The 17,457-nt window shown below is 56.2% G+C and carries 18 protein-coding genes; 12 read left to right on the forward strand and 6 right to left on the reverse strand.

Annotation, left to right across the window (positions count from 1 at the left end):
* Positions 1-17: 17 nt before the first annotated feature.
* From AC1XYH_RS01380 to AC1XYH_RS01405, 6 genes are all read left to right on the forward strand, one after another.
* The gene (locus tag AC1XYH_RS01380) at positions 18-509 is read left to right on the forward strand and encodes a MarR family winged helix-turn-helix transcriptional regulator (protein ID WP_483324887.1); all 492 of its coding nucleotides are present in this window, start codon (positions 18-20) and stop codon (positions 507-509) included.
* Positions 506-1,570: an HlyD family secretion protein gene (locus tag AC1XYH_RS01385; RefSeq protein WP_483324888.1), complete on the forward strand. Its 1,065-nt coding sequence runs from the start codon at positions 506-508 to the stop codon at positions 1,568-1,570. The genes AC1XYH_RS01380 and AC1XYH_RS01385 overlap by 4 nt, the downstream gene beginning before the upstream one ends.
* A 7-nt stretch (positions 1,571-1,577) precedes the next feature.
* Positions 1,578-2,615: a DUF2955 domain-containing protein gene (locus AC1XYH_RS01390; protein ID WP_483324889.1), complete on the forward strand. Its 1,038-nt coding sequence runs from the start codon at positions 1,578-1,580 to the stop codon at positions 2,613-2,615.
* A gap of 298 nt (positions 2,616-2,913) precedes the next feature.
* Positions 2,914-3,615, forward strand: a complete 702-nt coding sequence (locus AC1XYH_RS01395) for an SDR family NAD(P)-dependent oxidoreductase (protein WP_483324890.1) — start codon at positions 2,914-2,916, stop codon at positions 3,613-3,615.
* Positions 3,616-3,641: 26 nt separating this feature from the next.
* Positions 3,642-3,959, forward strand: a complete 318-nt coding sequence (locus AC1XYH_RS01400; RefSeq protein WP_483324891.1) for a DUF6482 family protein — start codon at positions 3,642-3,644, stop codon at positions 3,957-3,959.
* Positions 3,960-4,181: 222 nt separating this feature from the next.
* Positions 4,182-4,877 carry a tRNA (adenine(22)-N(1))-methyltransferase gene (locus AC1XYH_RS01405; protein ID WP_483324892.1) on the forward strand — a complete coding sequence of 232 codons (696 nt, stop codon included), beginning with the start codon at positions 4,182-4,184 and terminating at the stop codon, positions 4,875-4,877.
* A 103-nt stretch (positions 4,878-4,980) separates the two neighbouring features.
* Here AC1XYH_RS01405 and AC1XYH_RS01410 read toward each other — a convergent pair whose 3' ends face one another.
* The gene (locus AC1XYH_RS01410; protein WP_483324893.1) at positions 4,981-5,973 is read right to left on the reverse strand and encodes an alpha/beta hydrolase; all 993 of its coding nucleotides are present in this window, start codon (positions 5,971-5,973) and stop codon (positions 4,981-4,983) included.
* Entirely contained in the window at positions 5,973-6,416 is a 444-nt protein-coding gene (tspO, locus tag AC1XYH_RS01415; protein ID WP_483326274.1) for a tryptophan-rich sensory protein TspO, read from the reverse strand. Before tspO ends, AC1XYH_RS01410 begins: the two co-directional genes overlap by 1 nt.
* Positions 6,417-6,870: 454 nt before the next feature.
* Between tspO and AC1XYH_RS01420 the strand changes: the two genes are divergently transcribed.
* From AC1XYH_RS01420 to AC1XYH_RS01430, 3 genes are all read left to right on the forward strand, one after another.
* On the forward strand, positions 6,871-8,319 hold the full coding sequence (locus AC1XYH_RS01420) for a TrkH family potassium uptake protein (RefSeq protein ID WP_483324894.1): 1,449 nt from the start codon (positions 6,871-6,873) through the stop codon (positions 8,317-8,319).
* 39 nt (positions 8,320-8,358) lie between these two features.
* Complete coding sequence (gene trkA / locus AC1XYH_RS01425) at positions 8,359-9,741, forward strand: Trk system potassium transporter TrkA (protein ID WP_483324895.1); 1,383 nt, start codon at positions 8,359-8,361, stop codon at positions 9,739-9,741.
* Positions 9,742-9,836: 95 nt separating this feature from the next.
* Positions 9,837-10,124 carry an encapsulin-associated ferritin-like protein gene (locus AC1XYH_RS01430; RefSeq protein ID WP_483324896.1) on the forward strand — a complete coding sequence of 96 codons (288 nt, stop codon included), beginning with the start codon at positions 9,837-9,839 and terminating at the stop codon, positions 10,122-10,124.
* A 73-nt stretch (positions 10,125-10,197) separates the two neighbouring features.
* Here the strand turns inward: AC1XYH_RS01430 and AC1XYH_RS01435 are convergent, their stop codons facing one another.
* A complete protein-coding gene (locus tag AC1XYH_RS01435) occupies positions 10,198-10,719 on the reverse strand; it encodes a glycine cleavage system transcriptional repressor (RefSeq protein WP_483324897.1) in 522 nt (173 codons plus the stop codon).
* A 76-nt stretch (positions 10,720-10,795) separates the two neighbouring features.
* On the reverse strand, positions 10,796-11,680 hold the full coding sequence (locus AC1XYH_RS01440; RefSeq protein WP_483324898.1) for an HDOD domain-containing protein: 885 nt from the start codon (positions 11,678-11,680) through the stop codon (positions 10,796-10,798).
* Between the two features lie 124 nt (positions 11,681-11,804).
* Here AC1XYH_RS01440 and AC1XYH_RS01445 point away from each other — a divergent pair, with 124 nt between their 5' ends.
* Positions 11,805-12,998, forward strand: coding sequence for a class I SAM-dependent rRNA methyltransferase (locus tag AC1XYH_RS01445; RefSeq protein ID WP_483324899.1), 1,194 nt, complete (start codon positions 11,805-11,807; stop codon positions 12,996-12,998).
* A 68-nt stretch (positions 12,999-13,066) separates the two neighbouring features.
* Here the strand turns inward: AC1XYH_RS01445 and AC1XYH_RS01450 are convergent, their stop codons facing one another.
* Complete coding sequence (locus tag AC1XYH_RS01450) at positions 13,067-13,720, reverse strand: histidinol-phosphatase (protein ID WP_483324900.1); 654 nt, start codon at positions 13,718-13,720, stop codon at positions 13,067-13,069.
* Between the two features lie 169 nt (positions 13,721-13,889).
* Here AC1XYH_RS01450 and rppH point away from each other — a divergent pair, with 169 nt between their 5' ends.
* Positions 13,890-14,378, forward strand: a complete 489-nt coding sequence (rppH, locus tag AC1XYH_RS01455; protein ID WP_483326275.1) for an RNA pyrophosphohydrolase — start codon at positions 13,890-13,892, stop codon at positions 14,376-14,378.
* Positions 14,379-14,380: 2 nt separating this feature from the next.
* A complete protein-coding gene (ptsP, locus tag AC1XYH_RS01460; RefSeq protein ID WP_483324901.1) occupies positions 14,381-16,648 on the forward strand; it encodes a phosphoenolpyruvate--protein phosphotransferase in 2,268 nt (755 codons plus the stop codon).
* On the opposite strand, the gene AC1XYH_RS01465 is transcribed toward ptsP, so the two are convergent.
* Entirely contained in the window at positions 16,632-17,408 is a 777-nt protein-coding gene (locus AC1XYH_RS01465; RefSeq protein ID WP_483324902.1) for an NRDE family protein, read from the reverse strand. The two genes, ptsP and AC1XYH_RS01465, sit on opposite strands and share 17 nt — an antisense overlap.
* Positions 17,409-17,457: the final 49 nt, after the last annotated feature.

The following is a 17,457-nucleotide window of genomic DNA, read 5'->3' on the forward strand; positions in this document are numbered from 1 at the left end:
GTTGTCGGAGTCTGGTTATGAGCGCACTGAATACGGCTATATTGCCACTGCACGAAACCTTAAAGCCGTCCATGGGAGCAGCCATGGGGCGTGTGCACAGGCTTTGGCGTAGCGCGCTCAATCAGGCGCTCGGCGAGTTGGATATGACCGAGGCGCGATTGGCCGTGATGATGCATCTCGACAAGGTAGGCGAGGGCTGTACCCAGCAAGCGCTGGCCTCTGAGCTGGCTATCGAGATGCCATCGCTGACGCGCACGCTGAATCAGCTTGAGGAAAAAAAGCTGATCGAGCGTCGTCGGGATGCGGCTGACGGCCGTGTGCATTGCTTGTGGTTTACCGCGGCAGGGCGTGAGCAAGTGTGCATGCTTGAAGCGCATATTGCCGAGGTCCGCAAGGATATTTACCAGGGTCTGACAGATCAGCAGCTGGATGCCTTCGCCGAGGTGCTTATAAGCATGGAGCACAACGTGCGGGCGTTGCTTGGCAATCAGCAGGAGGTAAGTGAATGACACCCGATCAGCTTTTTGCGCGCTGGGTCCGCGTATCGCTCATTATTTTCGCGCTGGTGTTCGCTTATTTTCTCGCCGCTGACCTGTGGATGCCGCTCACGCCGCAATCACGGGTGATGCATCCGGTTATTCGCATCGCGCCGCAAGTCAGCGGCCAGATCATTGAAGTGCGCGTGAAGGACAACCAGCATGTACGGGCCGGCGATCTGTTGTTCAGCATAGATCCGCGCTCCTATGAACTGGCGGTACAACAGGCCCAGTTGGCAATGGAAGCAGCCGGGCGCGATAACGAAGGTTATGATGCATCGCTTGCAGCGGCGGAGGCCGAGGTGCGCTCAGCGCAGGTACAGGTCAATGAGTTGGCGCGGGAGCACAAACGTATGAGCACCTTGTTGGCTAGCCGTAACGTCTCGCAGCAGCTCTACGATCAAACTCAATCCAGCTATCAGGGAGCCCAATCCAGCCTTGCCAGCGCCAAGGCGCGCGCCGAGCAGTTGCGCGTGCAACGCGGCATAACCGATGAAGATAACCTGCGCCTGCGTCAGGCACGTAATGATCTGGAGCGCGCCGAGTTGAATTTGAGTTACACCGAGGTGCGCGCAGAAACCGACGGCATCGTCTCCAACCTGCAGATCAAGCCCGGCACCTACGCGGCAGTGGGTAACTCATTAGCGGCGCTGGTCAGTGATGAAGCGGATGTCATTGCCGATTTCCGCGAGAAATCATTGGTGCATATGGCTGTTGGTGAAGAGGCTGCGGTGGTGTTTGATGCGTTGCCGGGCCACGTGTTTACCGCGCGGGTGACTGCCGTAGACGCCGGAACCTTACAGGGCCAGTTGATGCCCGATGGCAGCCTGGCCGCACCGGAGACCTCTGACCGCTGGGTACGAGATGCCCAGCGTCAGCGCATTCATCTAGCGCTAGACGAGACGCCCGAACTGCTGGCACAGCTTCCCTCCGGCTCGCGCGCTACAGTTCAGCTGTATCCGGTGGGTGGTCTTGCGGCGCTATTGGGTGGCTTGCAGATTCACTTGGTCAGTCTCATGCACTACATCTACTGAGGCCGGCATGAGACCTCTATTGCTGACCAGCAAGAAGCAACTGGACGCCAATGACGTGCGTCAGTGCCTGCGTATCGCTTTCGGCGGCATGCTGGGTTTTCTGCTCTGCAAGCTAATGGGCTGGAATTACGGCGCTTTCTTTGTGGTGCAGCCCATATTGCTGCTGGGCATGGTGCCGAAGCTGAACGGTCATGTGATGCGCCAGTTCATCGCCAACATGCTGGTAGTGAGCTTCTCGGTGCTGATCATTCAGGGGATGTTCGGCGACAAACCGGTGCCCATGACGATCATGGTGATCGCGATGTTTGCCTTGCTGTTTCGCGAGATGAGCCGCGGGCCCAACTTCCTGTTTGGTGCCATGGCGGTGGTCAATATGTCGATGCAGCTGCACTTCGCCAGCTACCCGACGGCCGACATTGGCGACATAGTCGCCTCCAACATCGTCTCGGTCTTCACCACGCTGGGCATCGCCATGCTGATGCAGGTGCTCTTCGCCGATGTCGAGCCACGCCAGCCGCGGCAAATGCCGAACAAGCCCCTGACCAATCAACGCCACGAAGTGATACTGGCCACCACCGTAGCTACGCTGTCATTCATCGTGTTTCAGGTGTTCAACTTGCAAAGCGGTCTTTCGGCTCAGGTTGCCAGCATTCTGGTGCTGTTTCCGCTGAACTGGAAAGGCGCCGGACCGGCGGGCTGGAACCGCGCCCTGGGTACACTGGTGGGCTGTAACGTCGGCCTGGTGGTGCAATTTGTATTGCTGGATCACTTTGATGTGCTGCCTTTTGTCGCGGCCGGACTCTGGGTCAGCCTAATGTTGTTTGCCCGAATTCACCTGCTCGAAGGCGGCTCCGGCGCTGGCTTCGCCGCGCTCACCACCATGGCCATCCTGTTCGGCCAGTACCTCACGCCGCGCCAGGACCTGTTCTATAGCGATCTGTATCGCTTTGCCTCCCTGTCCATTGCGGTGACGTTATCGCTGACGGCGGTGTATTTGATGCACCTGTTGTTGAACCGGTTTAGGGCTACGCGGTTTCAGTTGTAGTTCGCAGCAAAGTGCTAATTGATGATCAGTCGCTGTAGTTCCCCGCTCTAATAACGCGCTTTGTGTATAAGCTGTGTATAGATTGTTTGGCTGCGAGGCGGTAGGTTATACGCTGTAAGCCCGCTATCGGCGGAGCGCTTTCGCCCTTCGCTGTGCATAACTTCAGGCTTGTACAACTTATAGCGCCATACCCAGAACGCGAGCAGCTGATGAAACGCATCATGAACATCCCTGTTAGCCTGAGCAGAGCCGCCAGGATAAGGCCGATGCCTTGCCACTATTACCTAGGTGCACGCTGATGCTGCGTCTGCAGTCGTTCGGTGAAGGCTATAGCGCTTTAGTTATTGGTAGCAGTGGGGCATTGGGGCAGGCGTTTTGTGAGGCGCTGCGCAGCGACCCCGCGTGTGCGCAGGTAACCGAGCTGGGCAGAGAAACCCTTCCAAAGCTCGATTTAGAGTGTCCTGACAGTATCGCGATCGCGGGCGCCACCTTGGCACAGCACGCGCCCTATCAACTCATTCTATTGGCCACAGGCATTCTGCACGGGCCTGGTTTGCAACCGGAAAAATCGCTGGCAGCAATAGAGGCAGAGTCTCTGCAGCGGGTATTTCAGGTCAACACATTGGGCCCGGCGTTGGTGTTGCGGCATTTTGTTCCATTGTTGGATGCCAAGGGTGCCATGGCCGTATTGTCTGCCAAGGTTGGCAGTATTGGTGATAACCGGCTGGGGGGTTGGTACGCCTACCGATCCTCTAAAGCTGCGTTAAATATGCTGATCAAAACCGCCGCCATAGAGCTCGCGCGCCAGCGGCCCAAAACGCGCTTGTTAAGTCTGCATCCGGGTACCGTGGTATCGCCGTTATCCCAACCATTCCGCGGCGCGGCCAATGCACGGCCTCCGGAGCAAGCAGCCGTCGAACTGCTCACCGTGGTAGATCAAAGTACCGCCCAAGACAGTGGCGGATTTTTCTCCTATAACGGCGAGCGCCTGCCTTGGTAAGCACGGTTTGATACGAGGGGATATGCATGGATATTCAGCAACTGCTTAAGCTCGCCACCGACGGTCAAATTCGTGAGTTGGAGTTGCTATCGCTAGAAGGTGGCTTTTATATCCTGCGTGCGCAATGGCAGGGTCAATGCTGCACGTTGCTCGATAGTCGCGGCCAAACACTGCGGCTGCGTTCTAGCGCGCAGCTACGAGACTTGCTGAGTGAGCTACCACCATCCTCGCCTCCATTAAGCTGTGTGTTAGTACAGCACGTCGTCCATGATGAGATGTGCGGCGCTCGCCAAGGCCCCATAGAGCCGTTGCGGATGCGATTTTCGTTGTCCTTTGGTTGGTAGTTTCGAGCAACGCCGGCACTCGCTCATTTACCGAATTGGGGTCCGTCGTTACCGTTACCGGTCGTTAAGGGCCGGGTCCGCGTTAGGGCGGCTCCTGTGCGCTAGATATAGCTCGTTGTATGCGCTTTGCTGCGGGATTTGAACTGCACCGCGTTGCCCTATAAAGTCTCGCCCCGAGCTAACTAACTGCTCAGGTCGTTCGCGGTGGAAAGGGGAGAACAGTTGAACGGAAATACATTGTCCATGCGCCTGGAGCGTGTGGCAGCGCACGTGCCAGCGGGTGCACGCCTGGCTGATATCGGCTCAGATCACGGCTTCCTGCCGGTGGCGTTGATGCGGCGAGGGGCTATCGCTGCTGCGGTGGCAGGCGAGGTGGCTATGACGCCGTTCCACGCGACCGGGCGTACAGTGCGTAAAAACGACTTGGGCAGCTCGATTACCGTGCGCTTGGCTTATGGCCTTGAGGCGATCAAGGAAGCAGACCAGATTACCGCGATCACCATCTGCGGCATGGGCGGCGAGACTATTCGCGATATTCTCGAGAATGGCAAAGCACATCTGAGCGGACATGAACGGCTGATTTTTCAGCCAAACGGGGGCGAGCAGCCATTGCGTCAATGGCTGATGGATAACGGTTACTGCATTCTCTGCGAGGAGTTGTTGCATGAAGATCGTTTCGATTACGAGATCATCATCGCCGAGCGTACCGAGCTGATGCTGTACACCGAAGAGGAGTTGTACTTCGGGCCGCTGCAGATAAAAGCACGTACCCCTGCGTTTCTCGCCAAATGGCAGCGCATGCTGCGCCATAAGCAGCTGACCCTGACTCACTTTGCGCGGGCGCGACATGCGGTTCCCGAGGAGAAAGTGCAGCACATCACCCGGCAGATTCGATTGATTAGCGAGCTGCTCGCGTAAGGCTGGCTTGGCTTTTATGCGAAAGGTCGCAGGGGCCGCTTTCGTCCGAATAGTGGCCAGCCTTTAACCACGCCGCATGACTTTCCGTAAGAGAAAAACGGCATCACTTGCTCCGATAAAAATCCTCGTTTCGCGCGGTAATCCAATGCCGAGCGTGTGTCAGCACGTCGCCGGCTAGCTTGGTCGGGAAATGGATAAGTCCGTGTGGCGATGACGGCAGTACTTTTAGCTCAACGGCTGCGGATGCGCTCCACCTATCAGCCAGGTTGAGCGTATCGTCTATTAGCGGGTCTAGCTCACCAGCGAACATGAGCGCGGGAGGAAAGTTGGTAAAGTCCCCGTGCAAGGGCGACATTGGCGGCGCGCTGCGTTGCTCATCGCTCAAATCCGGCGTCAGCATGCGCAGCGCTTCCACAATCCCTGGGCCGTCCAGCACCAGAGTTTCCGGTGGCGCTGCTCGGACGCTCGGGGTTCCCGTTAGATCGTACACACCGTAATACAGCAAAGCTCCGGTTAATCGCGCAAACGAGACTGGCCATTTCTTTAATTCAAGTAAAGCCGCTACGGCGAGATGTGCTCCGGCTGACTCGCCTACGACAACCACCGGCAAATCAGCAAACTCGCTATTGTCGTCGCGCAATAGCCAGCGGGCGGCGCAGGCACAATCTTTAGTCAGCGCTGCTATCGGAGCTGGAAGGGCAAGCCGATAATCGACCGACACCACTGTTACGTTGCACTCCTTCACCATGGCGATATTGAATTTATCGTTCATCTGGGCGTTGCCAATCACCCAGCCACCCCCGTGAAAATCGAGCACTACACCTTTTGTTTCTGCTTTGGGTCTGATTATGCGCACAGGCACTGAAACGTTGCCCACAGTGATTATCTGGTTTTCAACACTAAGCCCTTGTTTGCGCAACTTTTGATCGCCGCCTATTTGGCTGACGCGCAGTAGCCCCTGAATCAATCGAGGCGTGAAACGGTTGCGCATCTTAAAGCGAGGTAACCAGGCCAATTTTTTGTTAAAGGCCTGTACTTGCTCAAGGTCCTGCTTGCTAGCGGACCAGAGTGTTTTGGACGCCGAGTTGCCAGGCATCACCAGCGGTTCTTGCGCAAGATTGAATAATTAAGTGCCGCTGCTACGCACAGCCATGCGAGGTAAGGCAGCAATAACAGCCCGCTGATTACGTCGAGCCGCAATGCCATTAACACCATGGCCGCGACTACCAGCCACAGCAGCGCAATAATAATCATCCCGGCGAAAATACGTTGCGCGCCAAAAAACACCGGCGTCCATAGTGTGTTAAGGGCAATTTGCGCCGCCCAAAGCGCCAGAAGTACTTGGCTGCCGGGTATTGACGAGAGGCGATGGCCTACCCAGGCGAGTAGCAGATAAATAAACGACCATGCGACGGGGAATAACCAGTTGGGGGGAGTGAAGTTGGGTTTGATGAGGCTTTCGTACCACTGCCCTGGTTTAAAAATGATGCCGGTAGTCGCCGCGGCGCCGCAGGCCAGAAGAAAAATAAGAAAAGTCATCGTATGTCCTTGGCTGAGTTCAGCCGCCAAATGTCCTTAAGATTTAAATCCATATTTCAATGACCCCGCTGTGGACTAATAAATTCCGTGGCCATAGCAACATGCTGGTTTAGAGCACCGAGGTTAAAGATCTCGCTGGCTTGAGCACCGGCCTCAATAGTCTGGTTTGGAGCTTAGCGCAACGCGTAACAGGGCTTTGCCGAGCCTCGATACTGGATATCGCCCAAATCAGTCTCGGCAGAGGGTTTTTCGTTATGAAGCTTGTCATTGTGTACGCTTTGCAGCTCATGCAACAAAGTCGCTAAAGCTAAACCGAGTCAATTGTGGCGAGTTAAAGCGATAAATCCATGGTTTTAATGCTTCACTGTAAAATCAGAGCGATATAGATTCTCGGCGCGCAGGCTGGTGTTTGAGTATTATGTGCTGAACATTTTGGACGGGTGGGAGCCTGAGCATGATCCGGTTTTTGCGTCCGGTATTATTTGTGTGTGGCATTTTGATTCTGATCATGTCGGGCTTGATGGCCTGCGTGGCAGTGTTTGCCTGGTGGCGGCAGGATCCGGAGATGGAAGTCTTCTTGATTTCCTGCGGTATTTCCGTGGGTTGCGGTTTGTTTCTGGTGTTCAGTTGCCGCTCTGTAGGTTTCCATTTGATTTCCCGCCAGCTTTACCTGTTGACCAGTCTCAGTTGGGTGATGATGTCGCTGGTGGGCGCCTTGCCGTTGTTTTTCAGTCACTTTCAACTGAGTGCCGTGGATGCGGTCTTCGAAGCCGTGTCTGGGATTACTACGACAGGTTCAACGGTCCTCAGCGATATTGAACACCTGGCACCCAGCCTGCTGCTCTGGCGCTCGCTACTGCAGTGGATGGGTGGGCTAGGTGTAATCGGCATGGCAGTATCCATCCTGCCGTTTCTGCGTATTGGTGGCATGCGCTTGTTCCATACCGAATCGTCCGATTGGTCGGATAAGTCGATACCGCGCATTCAATCGTTGGCGCGTTTGTTGGTGCTGACGTATCTGTCGCTCACCGTTGCCTGTATCACCAGCTATTGGCTGGTCGGCATGACGCTGTTTGACGCGATAAATCACGCGATGGCGACGGTTTCCACGGGTGGTTTTGCAACCGACGATCGTTCCATGGGACGCTTCGGCGCGCCGGTGCTCTGGGTCTCAACCCTATTCATGATTCTCAGTGCACTGCCTTTCACCCTGCTGATTGCTTTTGCACGTAGGCCTTCGATGGCGTTATTTAAGAATCAGCAGGTGTTGGGTTTTCTTGGCATCATCCTGGTGGTGACGCTGCTACTGACGGTGGATTTGATCAACCTCAATCTGTTCTCGCCGTTCGAAGCTTTTACCAAGGCTGCTTTCAATTTGGTGTCGGTGATTACCACCACCGGTTTTGCCGCCGATGATTACACTCAGTGGGGCACATTCGGTATCGCCCTGTTCTTTGTGGTGACTTTCATTGGTGGTTGCTCGGGCTCCACTAGCGGTGGCATGAAGGTGTTTCGCTTCCAGCTTAGCTATCTGTTTTTGCGTACACAGATTCGCAAGCTGGTCCATCCCAACGGTATCTTTGTCACCCAATACAACGGCAAGCCGGTGCAGGATGACATTATCCTTTCGGCAATCGCTTTTTCCTTTCTGTTTTTTGTCACTCTGGCAGTTGTAACCTTGTTGTTGGCAATGATGGGGCTGGATCTGCTGACCAGTTTGACCGCTGCCAGCACAGCATTGACCAACGTCGGTCCGGGGCTTGGCGACATTATTGGGCCGGCGGGCAACTTTGCCAGCCTGCCGGATGCCGCTAAATGGCTGCTGTCGCTTGCTATGTTAATGGGGCGGCTGGAACTGTTGACCCTGATGGTACTCTTCACCCCTATGTTTTGGCGCGGCTGAGATGGCTCGGCGGCATAGGCAAATTGTTGGAGATAGTTGATGCGAATCATAGTGCTGGGCGCGGGGCAGGTGGGCCGCAGTCTGGTGGAAAATCTGGTCGGTGAGGCCAAAGACATCACTGTGGTGGACATCGACAAGCAGCGTTTACAAATGCTGCAGGAGCGCTTTCCAAGCATAAAGATACTGTGTGCGCCGGGTTCGCACCCGGTTACGCTGGCGCGTGCGGGTGCGGAGGATGCCGACATGCTGGTGGCGGTGACCAACAGTGACGAAATCAATATGATTGCCTGTCAGGTCGCGCAGTCGTTGTTTAACGTGCCGCGCAAAATTGCGCGGGTGCGTGAAACCGGTTACATGGAGCAAGGCCAAGCGCTGTTTGCCAAAGTGGCAGTACCAATCGATGTGCTTATCAACCCCGAAGCGCTGGTTACTCAGCACCTGAAGAAGCTGATTCGCTTCCCCGGTGCGCTACAGGTGATTAATTTTGCTGGCGGTCGCGCCCAGTTAGTTGCCGTACGGGCGTTGCATGGCAGTGCGCTGGTGGGGCATGAGATTGCATCGCTACGAGGCCTACTACCCTCGGTAGAAATTCGCGTGGCCGCGATTTTTCGGCGCGATCGTTCGATAGTGCCGCAAGGCGATACAGTGATCGAGGAAGGTGATGAGCTGTTCTTTGTGGCCGCGAAATCGGATATCCGAGCGGTATTGACCGAGCTGCGGCAGCGTGAAAAACGCTACAAACGCATCATTATCGCGGGCGGCGGTAGCATTGGCGCGCAGTTGGCTCAGGCGCTCGAAGGAGATTACCGCGTCAAGCTGATTGAGCATGACCTGCAGCGCTGCCAGTGGCTTTCGCAACAGCTGCATCGCACCACTGTGCTGCACGGCAGCGCTTCAGACCGCGAGCTGTTGATCGAAGAAAGCATCGAGAGCACTGATGTCTTCTTGGCCGTCACCAATGACGATGAAGCCAATATCATGTCCTCTATGTTGGCCAAACGCATGGGCGCGCGTACGGTGATAAGCCTGATCAGTAACCCGGCGTACGCCGAATTGGTGCAGGGCGGAGATATTGATATTGCTATCTCCCCGCAACAGGCAACTATTGGCGCGCTGCTAACCCATGTACGCAAGGGCGACGTGGTGGCCGTGCACTCGCTGCGGCGCGGCGCCGCTGAGGCAATGGAAGCGGTTGCCCACGGTGATGCGCAGAGCTCGCAAGTGGTGGGGCGCCGGCTAGATGAACTGGCGCTGCCGCCGGGTACTGTGGTGGGTGCGGTGGTGCGTGGCGAGAATGTGATTATCGCGCACGACAGCACGCAAATTGAGGATGGCGACCACGTCATCGTGTTTGTGCCGGATCAACGCGATGTCCCGGCGGTAGAGCGTTTATTCCAAGTGGGGCTGACCTTTTTGCTGTAGTCGCACCACTATATTAAGAGTTTCAGGCTCACGCAGATGGGCTTTTGTAACCCGTGAACATCAATCTAAATGCAGTGCCCTGAGGAGGGATCGATATGTCGCATGAAGGCTACCATGAACCCGTCGCTGAACTGAGCGATGAGACCCGCGATATGCACCGAGCAGTCGTCTCGCTGATGGAAGAACTCGAGGCGGTTGACTGGTACAACCAGCGCGTTGATGCCTGCAAAGATGAAGAGTTGAAAGCAGTGCTGATTCACAACCGGGACGAAGAAAAAGAACACGCAGCCATGACGATTGAGTGGATTCGGCGGCGTGACCCTATTTTCGATGAACAGCTGCGTGAGTATTTGTTTACCGAGAAGAGGCTGGGCAAGCACTAAATCTTATAGCGGCTTGATACGGGGCGCGGCCTGCCGTGCCTCTGCAGGCCGCTGTTAATACTGGTTCAGACGTTTAAACCGTCGGCAGCTCTTGCAGCTCAACCATAAGGTCGTCGGCGAGATTTTCCAGCGCATCGCGCAGGGCATCCAAATCAGTTTGCGGATACACGCCAAGCTGAGCTTCTGCTTTGAACAGCAAGTCAGCGCTCATGGGGGCAGGCACGCACTCAGTCTCCAGCGATTCGACGTTCACTCCATGACTCGCCAGCACTTGCGATACCTCATGCATGATGCCCGGCCGGTCGTTGCCGACCAGGTTGAGGAGCAGGGAGTGTTGCTCTGGTGCGTCGGCCAAGCCGCTGATCGCCACTTGCACATTGATACCCAGGTGGGTCAGGCCATCAAGGTCGATCCGCAAGGCTTCAACCTGGTCGCTGGCAATATCGACTCGCAAAATTCCGGCGAACTGGCCAGCCATACGTGCCATGCGGCTTTCCAGCCAATTGCCGCCGTGACGGCTGATGGCTTGCGCTAGGCTTTCTACCAAGCCGGGTTTGTCGGCGGACATTACGGTGATTACGAGTGGGGTAGTCATGGGTAGCTCCTGTGGATAGGCGTATTTCAACGACGGCTAACGGACGTTCCGGCGGTTGAATCAGTCTTGGGCATTATCAGTCTTGATAGTAGCGACCTTCGCCGGTTGCGGTCAGTTCCTGGCAAACAGCCTCTAGATTCTCAAAATCGTATTCAGACAGGCCAACGTATTCGAGAATGGCTGTGCCAACAGCATTCCATTCATGATCGATCTTCTGGTTACCGAGCACCCGGTAAGCCTGACAGATGTGCTCAGCCATTTTAAGGATGGCCAGCAGGTTCTTCTGCACCGCATCGTTGCTGCCAGGGGCAAGAAACAGCTGTTGAGCGTTGTGATGGCTGGCGATGGCTTCGCACAGGTGGCCAGGCAGTAGCCAGGATTTTGCGGTGTAGTAGCCAATCACCGCGTGATTGGTGTTCATGCGCTGATTTTCCACATCAACAATGCGCGCCTGATCTTGCGCGTAAGAGTCTTCCATGACTTCGATGTAGTAGGGGAAGCGGCTCAGCATCAGGGGTATACCGCAATTGTGGAACAGCCCCAGCGCGTAGGCTTCATCTGGCTCGACGCAGCCGATGCGCTTGGCTAGCGTCATGCAGGTCATGGCGACGTCTTGCGCGCTATCCCAGAAGCGGTTGAGGTTGACGATATTCTCATCGGTCAGCTCGCCGCGAATGGATTGCGCGTTGACGATATTGATCACCCGGCTGACGCCAAGCAGATTGACTGCCTGCTGGATCGAAGTAATCCGGTTGGCCAAGCCGAAGAAGGCCGAGTTAACGATCTTTAACAGACTGCCGGCAAGACCGGGATCTTGGCTGATCAGGCGGGCAATGGTCTTGAGGTCGGGGTCTGGCATGACCTGTTCCATTTGCAGGTCAACCATGATCTGCGGCTGCGGGGGCACACTGATGCCTTGCAGGGCGCGGGCTATTTGCTCATCCGTAAGGTCCAGGGTCATGGTTTTGCGATCCGTTACTGTCTCAAGGGTCTAACTGTCGAGTTTAGCCGGAGACTAGCGCGCTTGGCACCCTGTATAATTGCCCGCTAGCGACATTTTCAGCTGAATCTTATCGGAGTACCCCATGACACTGCCAAGCCTGCGTCTCAAACATAATTCGGACAGACGCATTCGCGGAGGCCATCTGTGGGTCTTCAGTAACGAGGTGGATACCGCCCAGACACCACTGACCGAGCTGCATGCTGGCCAGGAAGTGCAGCTGGAAACCGCGACAGGCAAGCCGCTCGGCCTGGTCTGCGTTAGCCCAAATAATCTGATTTGCGCGCGTATGCACAGCCGCGATACCAGTCACATACTGGATAAGTCGTTGTTGGTGCATCGCATCAAGGTAGCGCTGAGCCTGCGTGAACGCCTGTTCGATAAGCCTTTCTATCGTTTGGTCTACGGTGAGTCCGATTTGCTGCCGGGTTTGGTCGTAGATCGTTTTGGTGATTACTTCGTCGTACAGATTGGCACGCCGGGTATGGAGCGCGTGCGTGACGATATCGTTGCTGCCCTGGTGCAGGTGTTCAAGCCGCAAGCCGTGCTGTTCAAGAACGACAGTGGCGCGCGCAAGCTGGAAGATTTGCCCTCTTATGTAGAAGACGCCTTCGGCACTATGCCGGAACTGGTAGCGTTGGAAGAAAACGGCGTCGCATTCCAGGCGCCGGTCCGTAACGGCCAGAAAACCGGCTGGTTCTATGATCACCGCAATAACCGTGCACGGCTGGCGCCTTACGTAGCCGGCAAGCGTGTGCTGGACCTGTACAGCTACATTGGCGGCTGGGGTGTGCAGGCTGCGGCGTTTGGCGCCAGTGAAGTCATGTGTGTAGACAGCTCGGCGTCAGCGTTGGACCGCGTGGAGGCCAATGCGGAATTGAACGGTGTGGCTGAGAAGATGCTGGTGGTTGAAGGCGACGTGATGACGGCGCTGAAGGAGCTAAAAAATGCCGGTGAGCGCTTTGACGTGGTCATCGCTGATCCGCCGGCGTTCATCAAGAAGCGCAAGGACATGCGCAACGGTGAAGCGGCTTATCGCCGTTTAAACGAACAAGCCATGCGCCTGCTCAACAAGGACGGCATCCTGGTGTCAGCCTCTTGCTCCATGCACTTGGAAGAAGACAAGTTGAAAGAAGCGCTGCTAGGCGCCAGTCGCCATTTGGATCGCAACCTGGTGATTACCGAACGCGGCTATCAGGGTGCGGATCATCCACTGCATCCCGCTATTCCAGAAACGGCTTATATCAAGGCACTTTTCTGCCGCGTGCTGCCAGTCTGACCTTGAGTGCTTGAAGTCGCCTGGGTCGCTAATAGCTGCCCAGGCTATTGACCCTTCCAATATCAGGTTCAGCGCAAGCTGATAACCGGCCAGCCTTGCTGCTGCGCATGGGTCTTGAGTGTGTCGTCCGGGTCGACTGCGACCGGGTGATCAACCATGCTCAGTAGCGGCAGGTCGTTATGTGAGTCGCTGTAGAAGTAGCTCCCCGGCAGCGTACGATTATTTTCCATTAACCAGCGCTGTAGACGAGTCACCTTGCCATCGCGAAAGCAGGCTACATCGGTGGTGCGTCCGGTATAGCGGTCGTTGTCACGCTCGCACTCGGTGGCCAGTAGAATATCGATGTTCAGTGCACGAGCAATCGGCGCAGTGATGAAGCGGTTGGTCGCGGTGATGATCATCAGCGTGTCGCCGGCGGCGCGGTGCTTCTCGATCAGAGCCAGGGCTTTGGGCAGCATGATGGGCATGATTTTCTCAGCCATGAACTGCTGATGCCAGGCATCTAGTTGGGTGGGCTCATGCTCGCCGAGCAACTGTAGGCAGAAGTTCAGGTAAACCTGGATATCCAGCTTGCCGGCAAGATACTCATTGAAGAAAGTGTCGTTTTGGGCCTGATAGGCCTCAGGGTCGACAATACGCTGAGCAACAATGAACTCACCCCAGGCGTGATCGCTGTCGCCACCGAGCAGGGTGTTGTCGAGGTCAAAAATGGCAAGGCTCAAAGTAAACTCCTGGAAATCGGATTTTGGTTGAAAAAGCAGCCACTAGGATAATGCACTGGCGGTATAAATGCGCTGCTGGAGCGCTATTGCAGGATTGCCGGTTTCTGCAATTGCTGCCTCAGGCTTCTTTGTGGAACAATGCAGGAGATATAAAAGAAGGATACTGGCTGTGATTGACCCCGATGGTTTCAGACCCAATGTTGGCATTATCCTGACCAATGAGTTGGGGCAGGTGCTTTGGGCCAGGCGTATCGGGCAGGATTCCTGGCAGTTTCCACAGGGCGGCATTCATCATAATGAAAGCCCCGAGCAGGCGCTGTATCGCGAATTACATGAAGAAGTTGGCCTGCTGCCGGAAGATGTCGAAATTCTTGCCTGCACCCGTGGCTGGTTGCGTTACCGTTTGCCTCAGCGTTTGATCCGTAATCACTCGCAGCCGATTTGCGTCGGCCAGAAACAAAAGTGGTTCCTGCTGCGGCTTACCGCCGAAGAGCAGCGCGTTTGCATGACCAAGACCGCAAAACCGGAATTCGATGGCTGGCGCTGGGTCAGTTATTGGTATCCTCTGGGGCAGGTGGTTCCATTTAAACGTGATGTTTACCGGCGCGCTATGAAAGAGCTGGCGCCGCGCCTTCTCACGACTCTTCCAGGTTGTTAAATATGCTCAATACGCTGCGTCGAATTGTTCAAGAGGTCAACTCTGCTAGAGATCTGGCAGCGGCTCTGGACATTATCGTGCAGCGTGTACGCGAAGCCATGGGTACCGAGGTCTGCTCGGTATATCTGCTGAATCCCGATATCGGCCGCTATGTGTTGATGGCCACCGAAGGCCTGAACAAGGACTCGGTGCGCGCTGTTTCCCTGGCCACTAACGAGGGCTTGATCGGTTACGTGGGCACTCGCGAGGAGCCGGTTAATCTTGAAGACGCCGCAGCGCACCCACGCTTCCGCTATTTTGCCGAAACGGGTGAAGAGCGTTACGCCTCCTTCCTCGGTGTGCCGATCATTCACCACCGCCGCGTGATGGGCGTGCTGGTCATTCAGCAAAAAGAACGACGCCAGTTTGACGAGGGCGAAGAAGCGTTTTTGGTCACCATGAGTGCCCAGTTGTCGGGCGTTATTGCCCACGCAGAGGCGACCGGTGCCATTGGTGGTTTGGGCTGGGGCGACGAGGTTGTGCAAGATACGCGCTTCACCGGCGTGGCCGGTGCTCCTGGTGTGGCCATCGGCCATGCAGTCGTCATTCTGCCACCGGCTGACTTGAAGGCGGTGCCAGATAAGCCGGCCAAAGACATTGAAGCAGAAGTTCGTCTGTTTCGGGGTGCGCTGGACGGCGTGCGTGCGGACATGCAAGCGTTGTCAGCCAAACTGTCCAGCCAGCTGCGCCCGGAAGAGCTGGCGCTCTTCGACGTCTACATGATGATGTTGGATGACGCAGCCTTAGGCAACGAAGTGACCAAAGCCATCCGTGCCGGGCAGTGGGCGCAAGGCGCTCTGCGTGAGGTGGTCAGTGCGCATGTTGGCCGTTTCGAGCTGATGGATGATCCTTACCTGCGCGAACGAGCCGCTGACGTGAAAGACCTCGGGCGCCGCATACTTGCCTATCTGCAGGCGGTCGGGCAGCAGGAACTGGTATTTCCCGAGCACACCATTTTGATCAGCGAAGAATTATCGCCGGTTATGCTCGGACTGGTACCCAAAGAAAAACTGGTGGGCCTGGTTTCTGTGCTGGGTTCCGGCAGCTCGCACGTTGCTATTTTGGCCCGGGCTATGGGCATTCCTACGGTGATGGGCGCGGTCGATCTGCCTTATACCCGAGTGGATGGTCTTGGGCTGATCGTTGATGGCAATCGCGGCGAAGTTTATATCAACCCGTCGGCGGGGCTGAGCACGCAATATCTTGAACTGGTGCGCGAAGAGCGTGAGCTGGTTCAGGGGCTGGAAAAACTGCGCGATCTGCCCTGCGTTACGCTGGACGGCCATCGCATGCCGCTGCTGGTAAATACCGGCTTGTTGGCGGATGTAGCGCGTTCCTTGGATCGCGGCGCTGAGGGTGTGGGTCTGTACCGCACCGAAGTGCCGTTTATGATTCAGGATCGCTTTCCCAGCGAGAAAGAACAGCAAGCGACCTATCGCGAGCAGTTGGAAGCCTTCCATCCGCTGCCGGTAACCATGCGTTCGCTGGATATTGGCGGTGATAAGGCGCTGACCTATTTCCCGATCAAGGAAGACAATCCTTTCCTTGGCTGGCGGGGCATTCGGGTAACGCTGGATCACCCGGAAATCTTTCTGGTGCAGACGCGTGCCATGCTCAAAGCCAGCCAAGGCTTGAACAATCTGCGCATTATGCTGCCCATGATTAGCAGCTTGTATGAGGTCGAAGAGGCATTGCACCTGATTCACCGTGCCTACAGTGAAGTGCTGGATGAGGGTTTTGACGTACCCATGCCACCGGTCGGCGTGATGATCGAGATACCGGCAGCGGTGTATCAGGCGCGTGAATTGATTCAAATGGTCGACTTTTTGTCGGTGGGCACCAACGATTTGACCCAATATTTACTCGCGGTGGATCGTAATAATCCGCGCGTAGCAGATCTGTATCATTCACTGCATCCGGCGGTACTACAGGCGCTGATCAAGGTTGCTACGGCGTGCCGTGAAGCCGGCAAGCCGATGAGTGTTTGCGGCGAGATGGCCGGTGATCCGGCGGCTGCGGTACTGCTGATGGCGATGGGCTGCGATGTGTTGTCGATGAATGCGACCAACCTGCCCAAAGTGAAATGGCTGTTACGCCAGATCAGCATGAGCGATGCCAAAGCGCTGCTGGATGAAGTAATTGAGCTCGACAACCCGCATCTGGTGCTCAGTACCCTGCATCTTGCGCTTCGCCGCATGGGCCTTGGCAAAGTGCTCAGGCAGGCGCGCTGATTTCAGCCGCTAGCCGCCAGCGGCTTTCTCCCTCCGCCTCGCCCAATGGGCCGAAGCGCTGCTCCACCAACTCAACGTCATTATTGGCATGCAGGCGTAGTAAGCTGCTGGCGCGTGTGCCGTAATCCTGGTTGCCGCGAATAAAAGCAGCTGACAGCATGCGTTCCAGATCCGGGTTAACGCCGGTCTTGGGTAGCAGCGCATCGGCGTAGATATGATCGTCATGCAGCAGGGCTAGTAGTTGTTCTGTCGGTGCCAGCGGCTGCGCTGCCAGTTGGTCGCGTAACTTGGCTAGTTTCGGCCAGTCGGAATCCAACTCTGCATTGGATAGGCCATACACGCCCGGTGGCAGCGGCCGTGGCTTGCCTTCCAGACTGTTAAGATACCAAAGCGAATTGCGATCGCCGACCAACAGGTTGAAGCCGGCATAATCGCCAGCCTGCGTGCTCAATGGCGTGAGATAGTCTTCCGGCGTGCTATCGGTGGCTAAATAGTCGAGCACCAGTTTGCCGCGCGAAAGCGGCCCGCGCATGGCACCGGGCGTGCGGATATTGGTTAACGCGGCAAAGCGGCCGCCCCGCGTTATGCCGAGCCAGGTACCTCCGGCTTCCAGATCCTTGCCGGCCAAGAGGCCAGGCATGCCTTCTTCCTGCCAGGGCTGCGCTGGGCGTGCGGGGCGTTGATGGAATTCGTCGCGGTTGCCGATTAAGGTCAGTGGGTAGTCAGCGGCCACTTGCCAGGCCAAGGCGATCAAACACATGCGGTTCTCCTGTTGAATCTGTCCAGTCTACCTGTTGTCGCAATCAGTG

The sequence above is a fragment of the Pseudomonas sp. GW-45 genome (assembly GCF_056896675.1).

Bases quoted from the DNA above. Each gene is read 5' to 3' on its own strand.
- AC1XYH_RS01440 (WP_483324898.1), bottom strand. From the start codon at position 11,680: ATGACCCTGGACCTTACGGATGAGCAAATAGCCCGCGCCCTGCAAGGC.
- AC1XYH_RS01430 (WP_483324896.1), top strand. From the start codon at position 9,837: ATGTCGCATGAAGGCTACCATGAACCCGTCGCTGAACTGAGCGATGAG.
- AC1XYH_RS01445 (WP_483324899.1), top strand. From the start codon at position 11,805: ATGACACTGCCAAGCCTGCGTCTCAAACATAATTCGGACAGACGCATT.
- AC1XYH_RS01435 (WP_483324897.1), bottom strand. From the start codon at position 10,719: ATGACTACCCCACTCGTAATCACCGTAATGTCCGCCGACAAACCCGGC.
- AC1XYH_RS01395 (WP_483324890.1), top strand. From the start codon at position 2,914: ATGCTGCGTCTGCAGTCGTTCGGTGAAGGCTATAGCGCTTTAGTTATT.
- tspO (WP_483326274.1), bottom strand. From the start codon at position 6,416: ATGACTTTTCTTATTTTTCTTCTGGCCTGCGGCGCCGCGGCGACTACC.
- AC1XYH_RS01400 (WP_483324891.1), top strand. From the start codon at position 3,642: ATGGATATTCAGCAACTGCTTAAGCTCGCCACCGACGGTCAAATTCGT.
- ptsP (WP_483324901.1), top strand. From the start codon at position 14,381: ATGCTCAATACGCTGCGTCGAATTGTTCAAGAGGTCAACTCTGCTAGA.
- AC1XYH_RS01465 (WP_483324902.1), bottom strand. From the start codon at position 17,408: ATGTGTTTGATCGCCTTGGCCTGGCAAGTGGCCGCTGACTACCCACTG.
- AC1XYH_RS01420 (WP_483324894.1), top strand. From the start codon at position 6,871: ATGATCCGGTTTTTGCGTCCGGTATTATTTGTGTGTGGCATTTTGATT.
- AC1XYH_RS01410 (WP_483324893.1), bottom strand. From the start codon at position 5,973: ATGCCTGGCAACTCGGCGTCCAAAACACTCTGGTCCGCTAGCAAGCAG.
- AC1XYH_RS01390 (WP_483324889.1), top strand. From the start codon at position 1,578: ATGAGACCTCTATTGCTGACCAGCAAGAAGCAACTGGACGCCAATGAC.
- AC1XYH_RS01385 (WP_483324888.1), top strand. From the start codon at position 506: ATGACACCCGATCAGCTTTTTGCGCGCTGGGTCCGCGTATCGCTCATT.
- trkA (WP_483324895.1), top strand. From the start codon at position 8,359: ATGCGAATCATAGTGCTGGGCGCGGGGCAGGTGGGCCGCAGTCTGGTG.
- AC1XYH_RS01380 (WP_483324887.1), top strand. From the start codon at position 18: ATGAGCGCACTGAATACGGCTATATTGCCACTGCACGAAACCTTAAAG.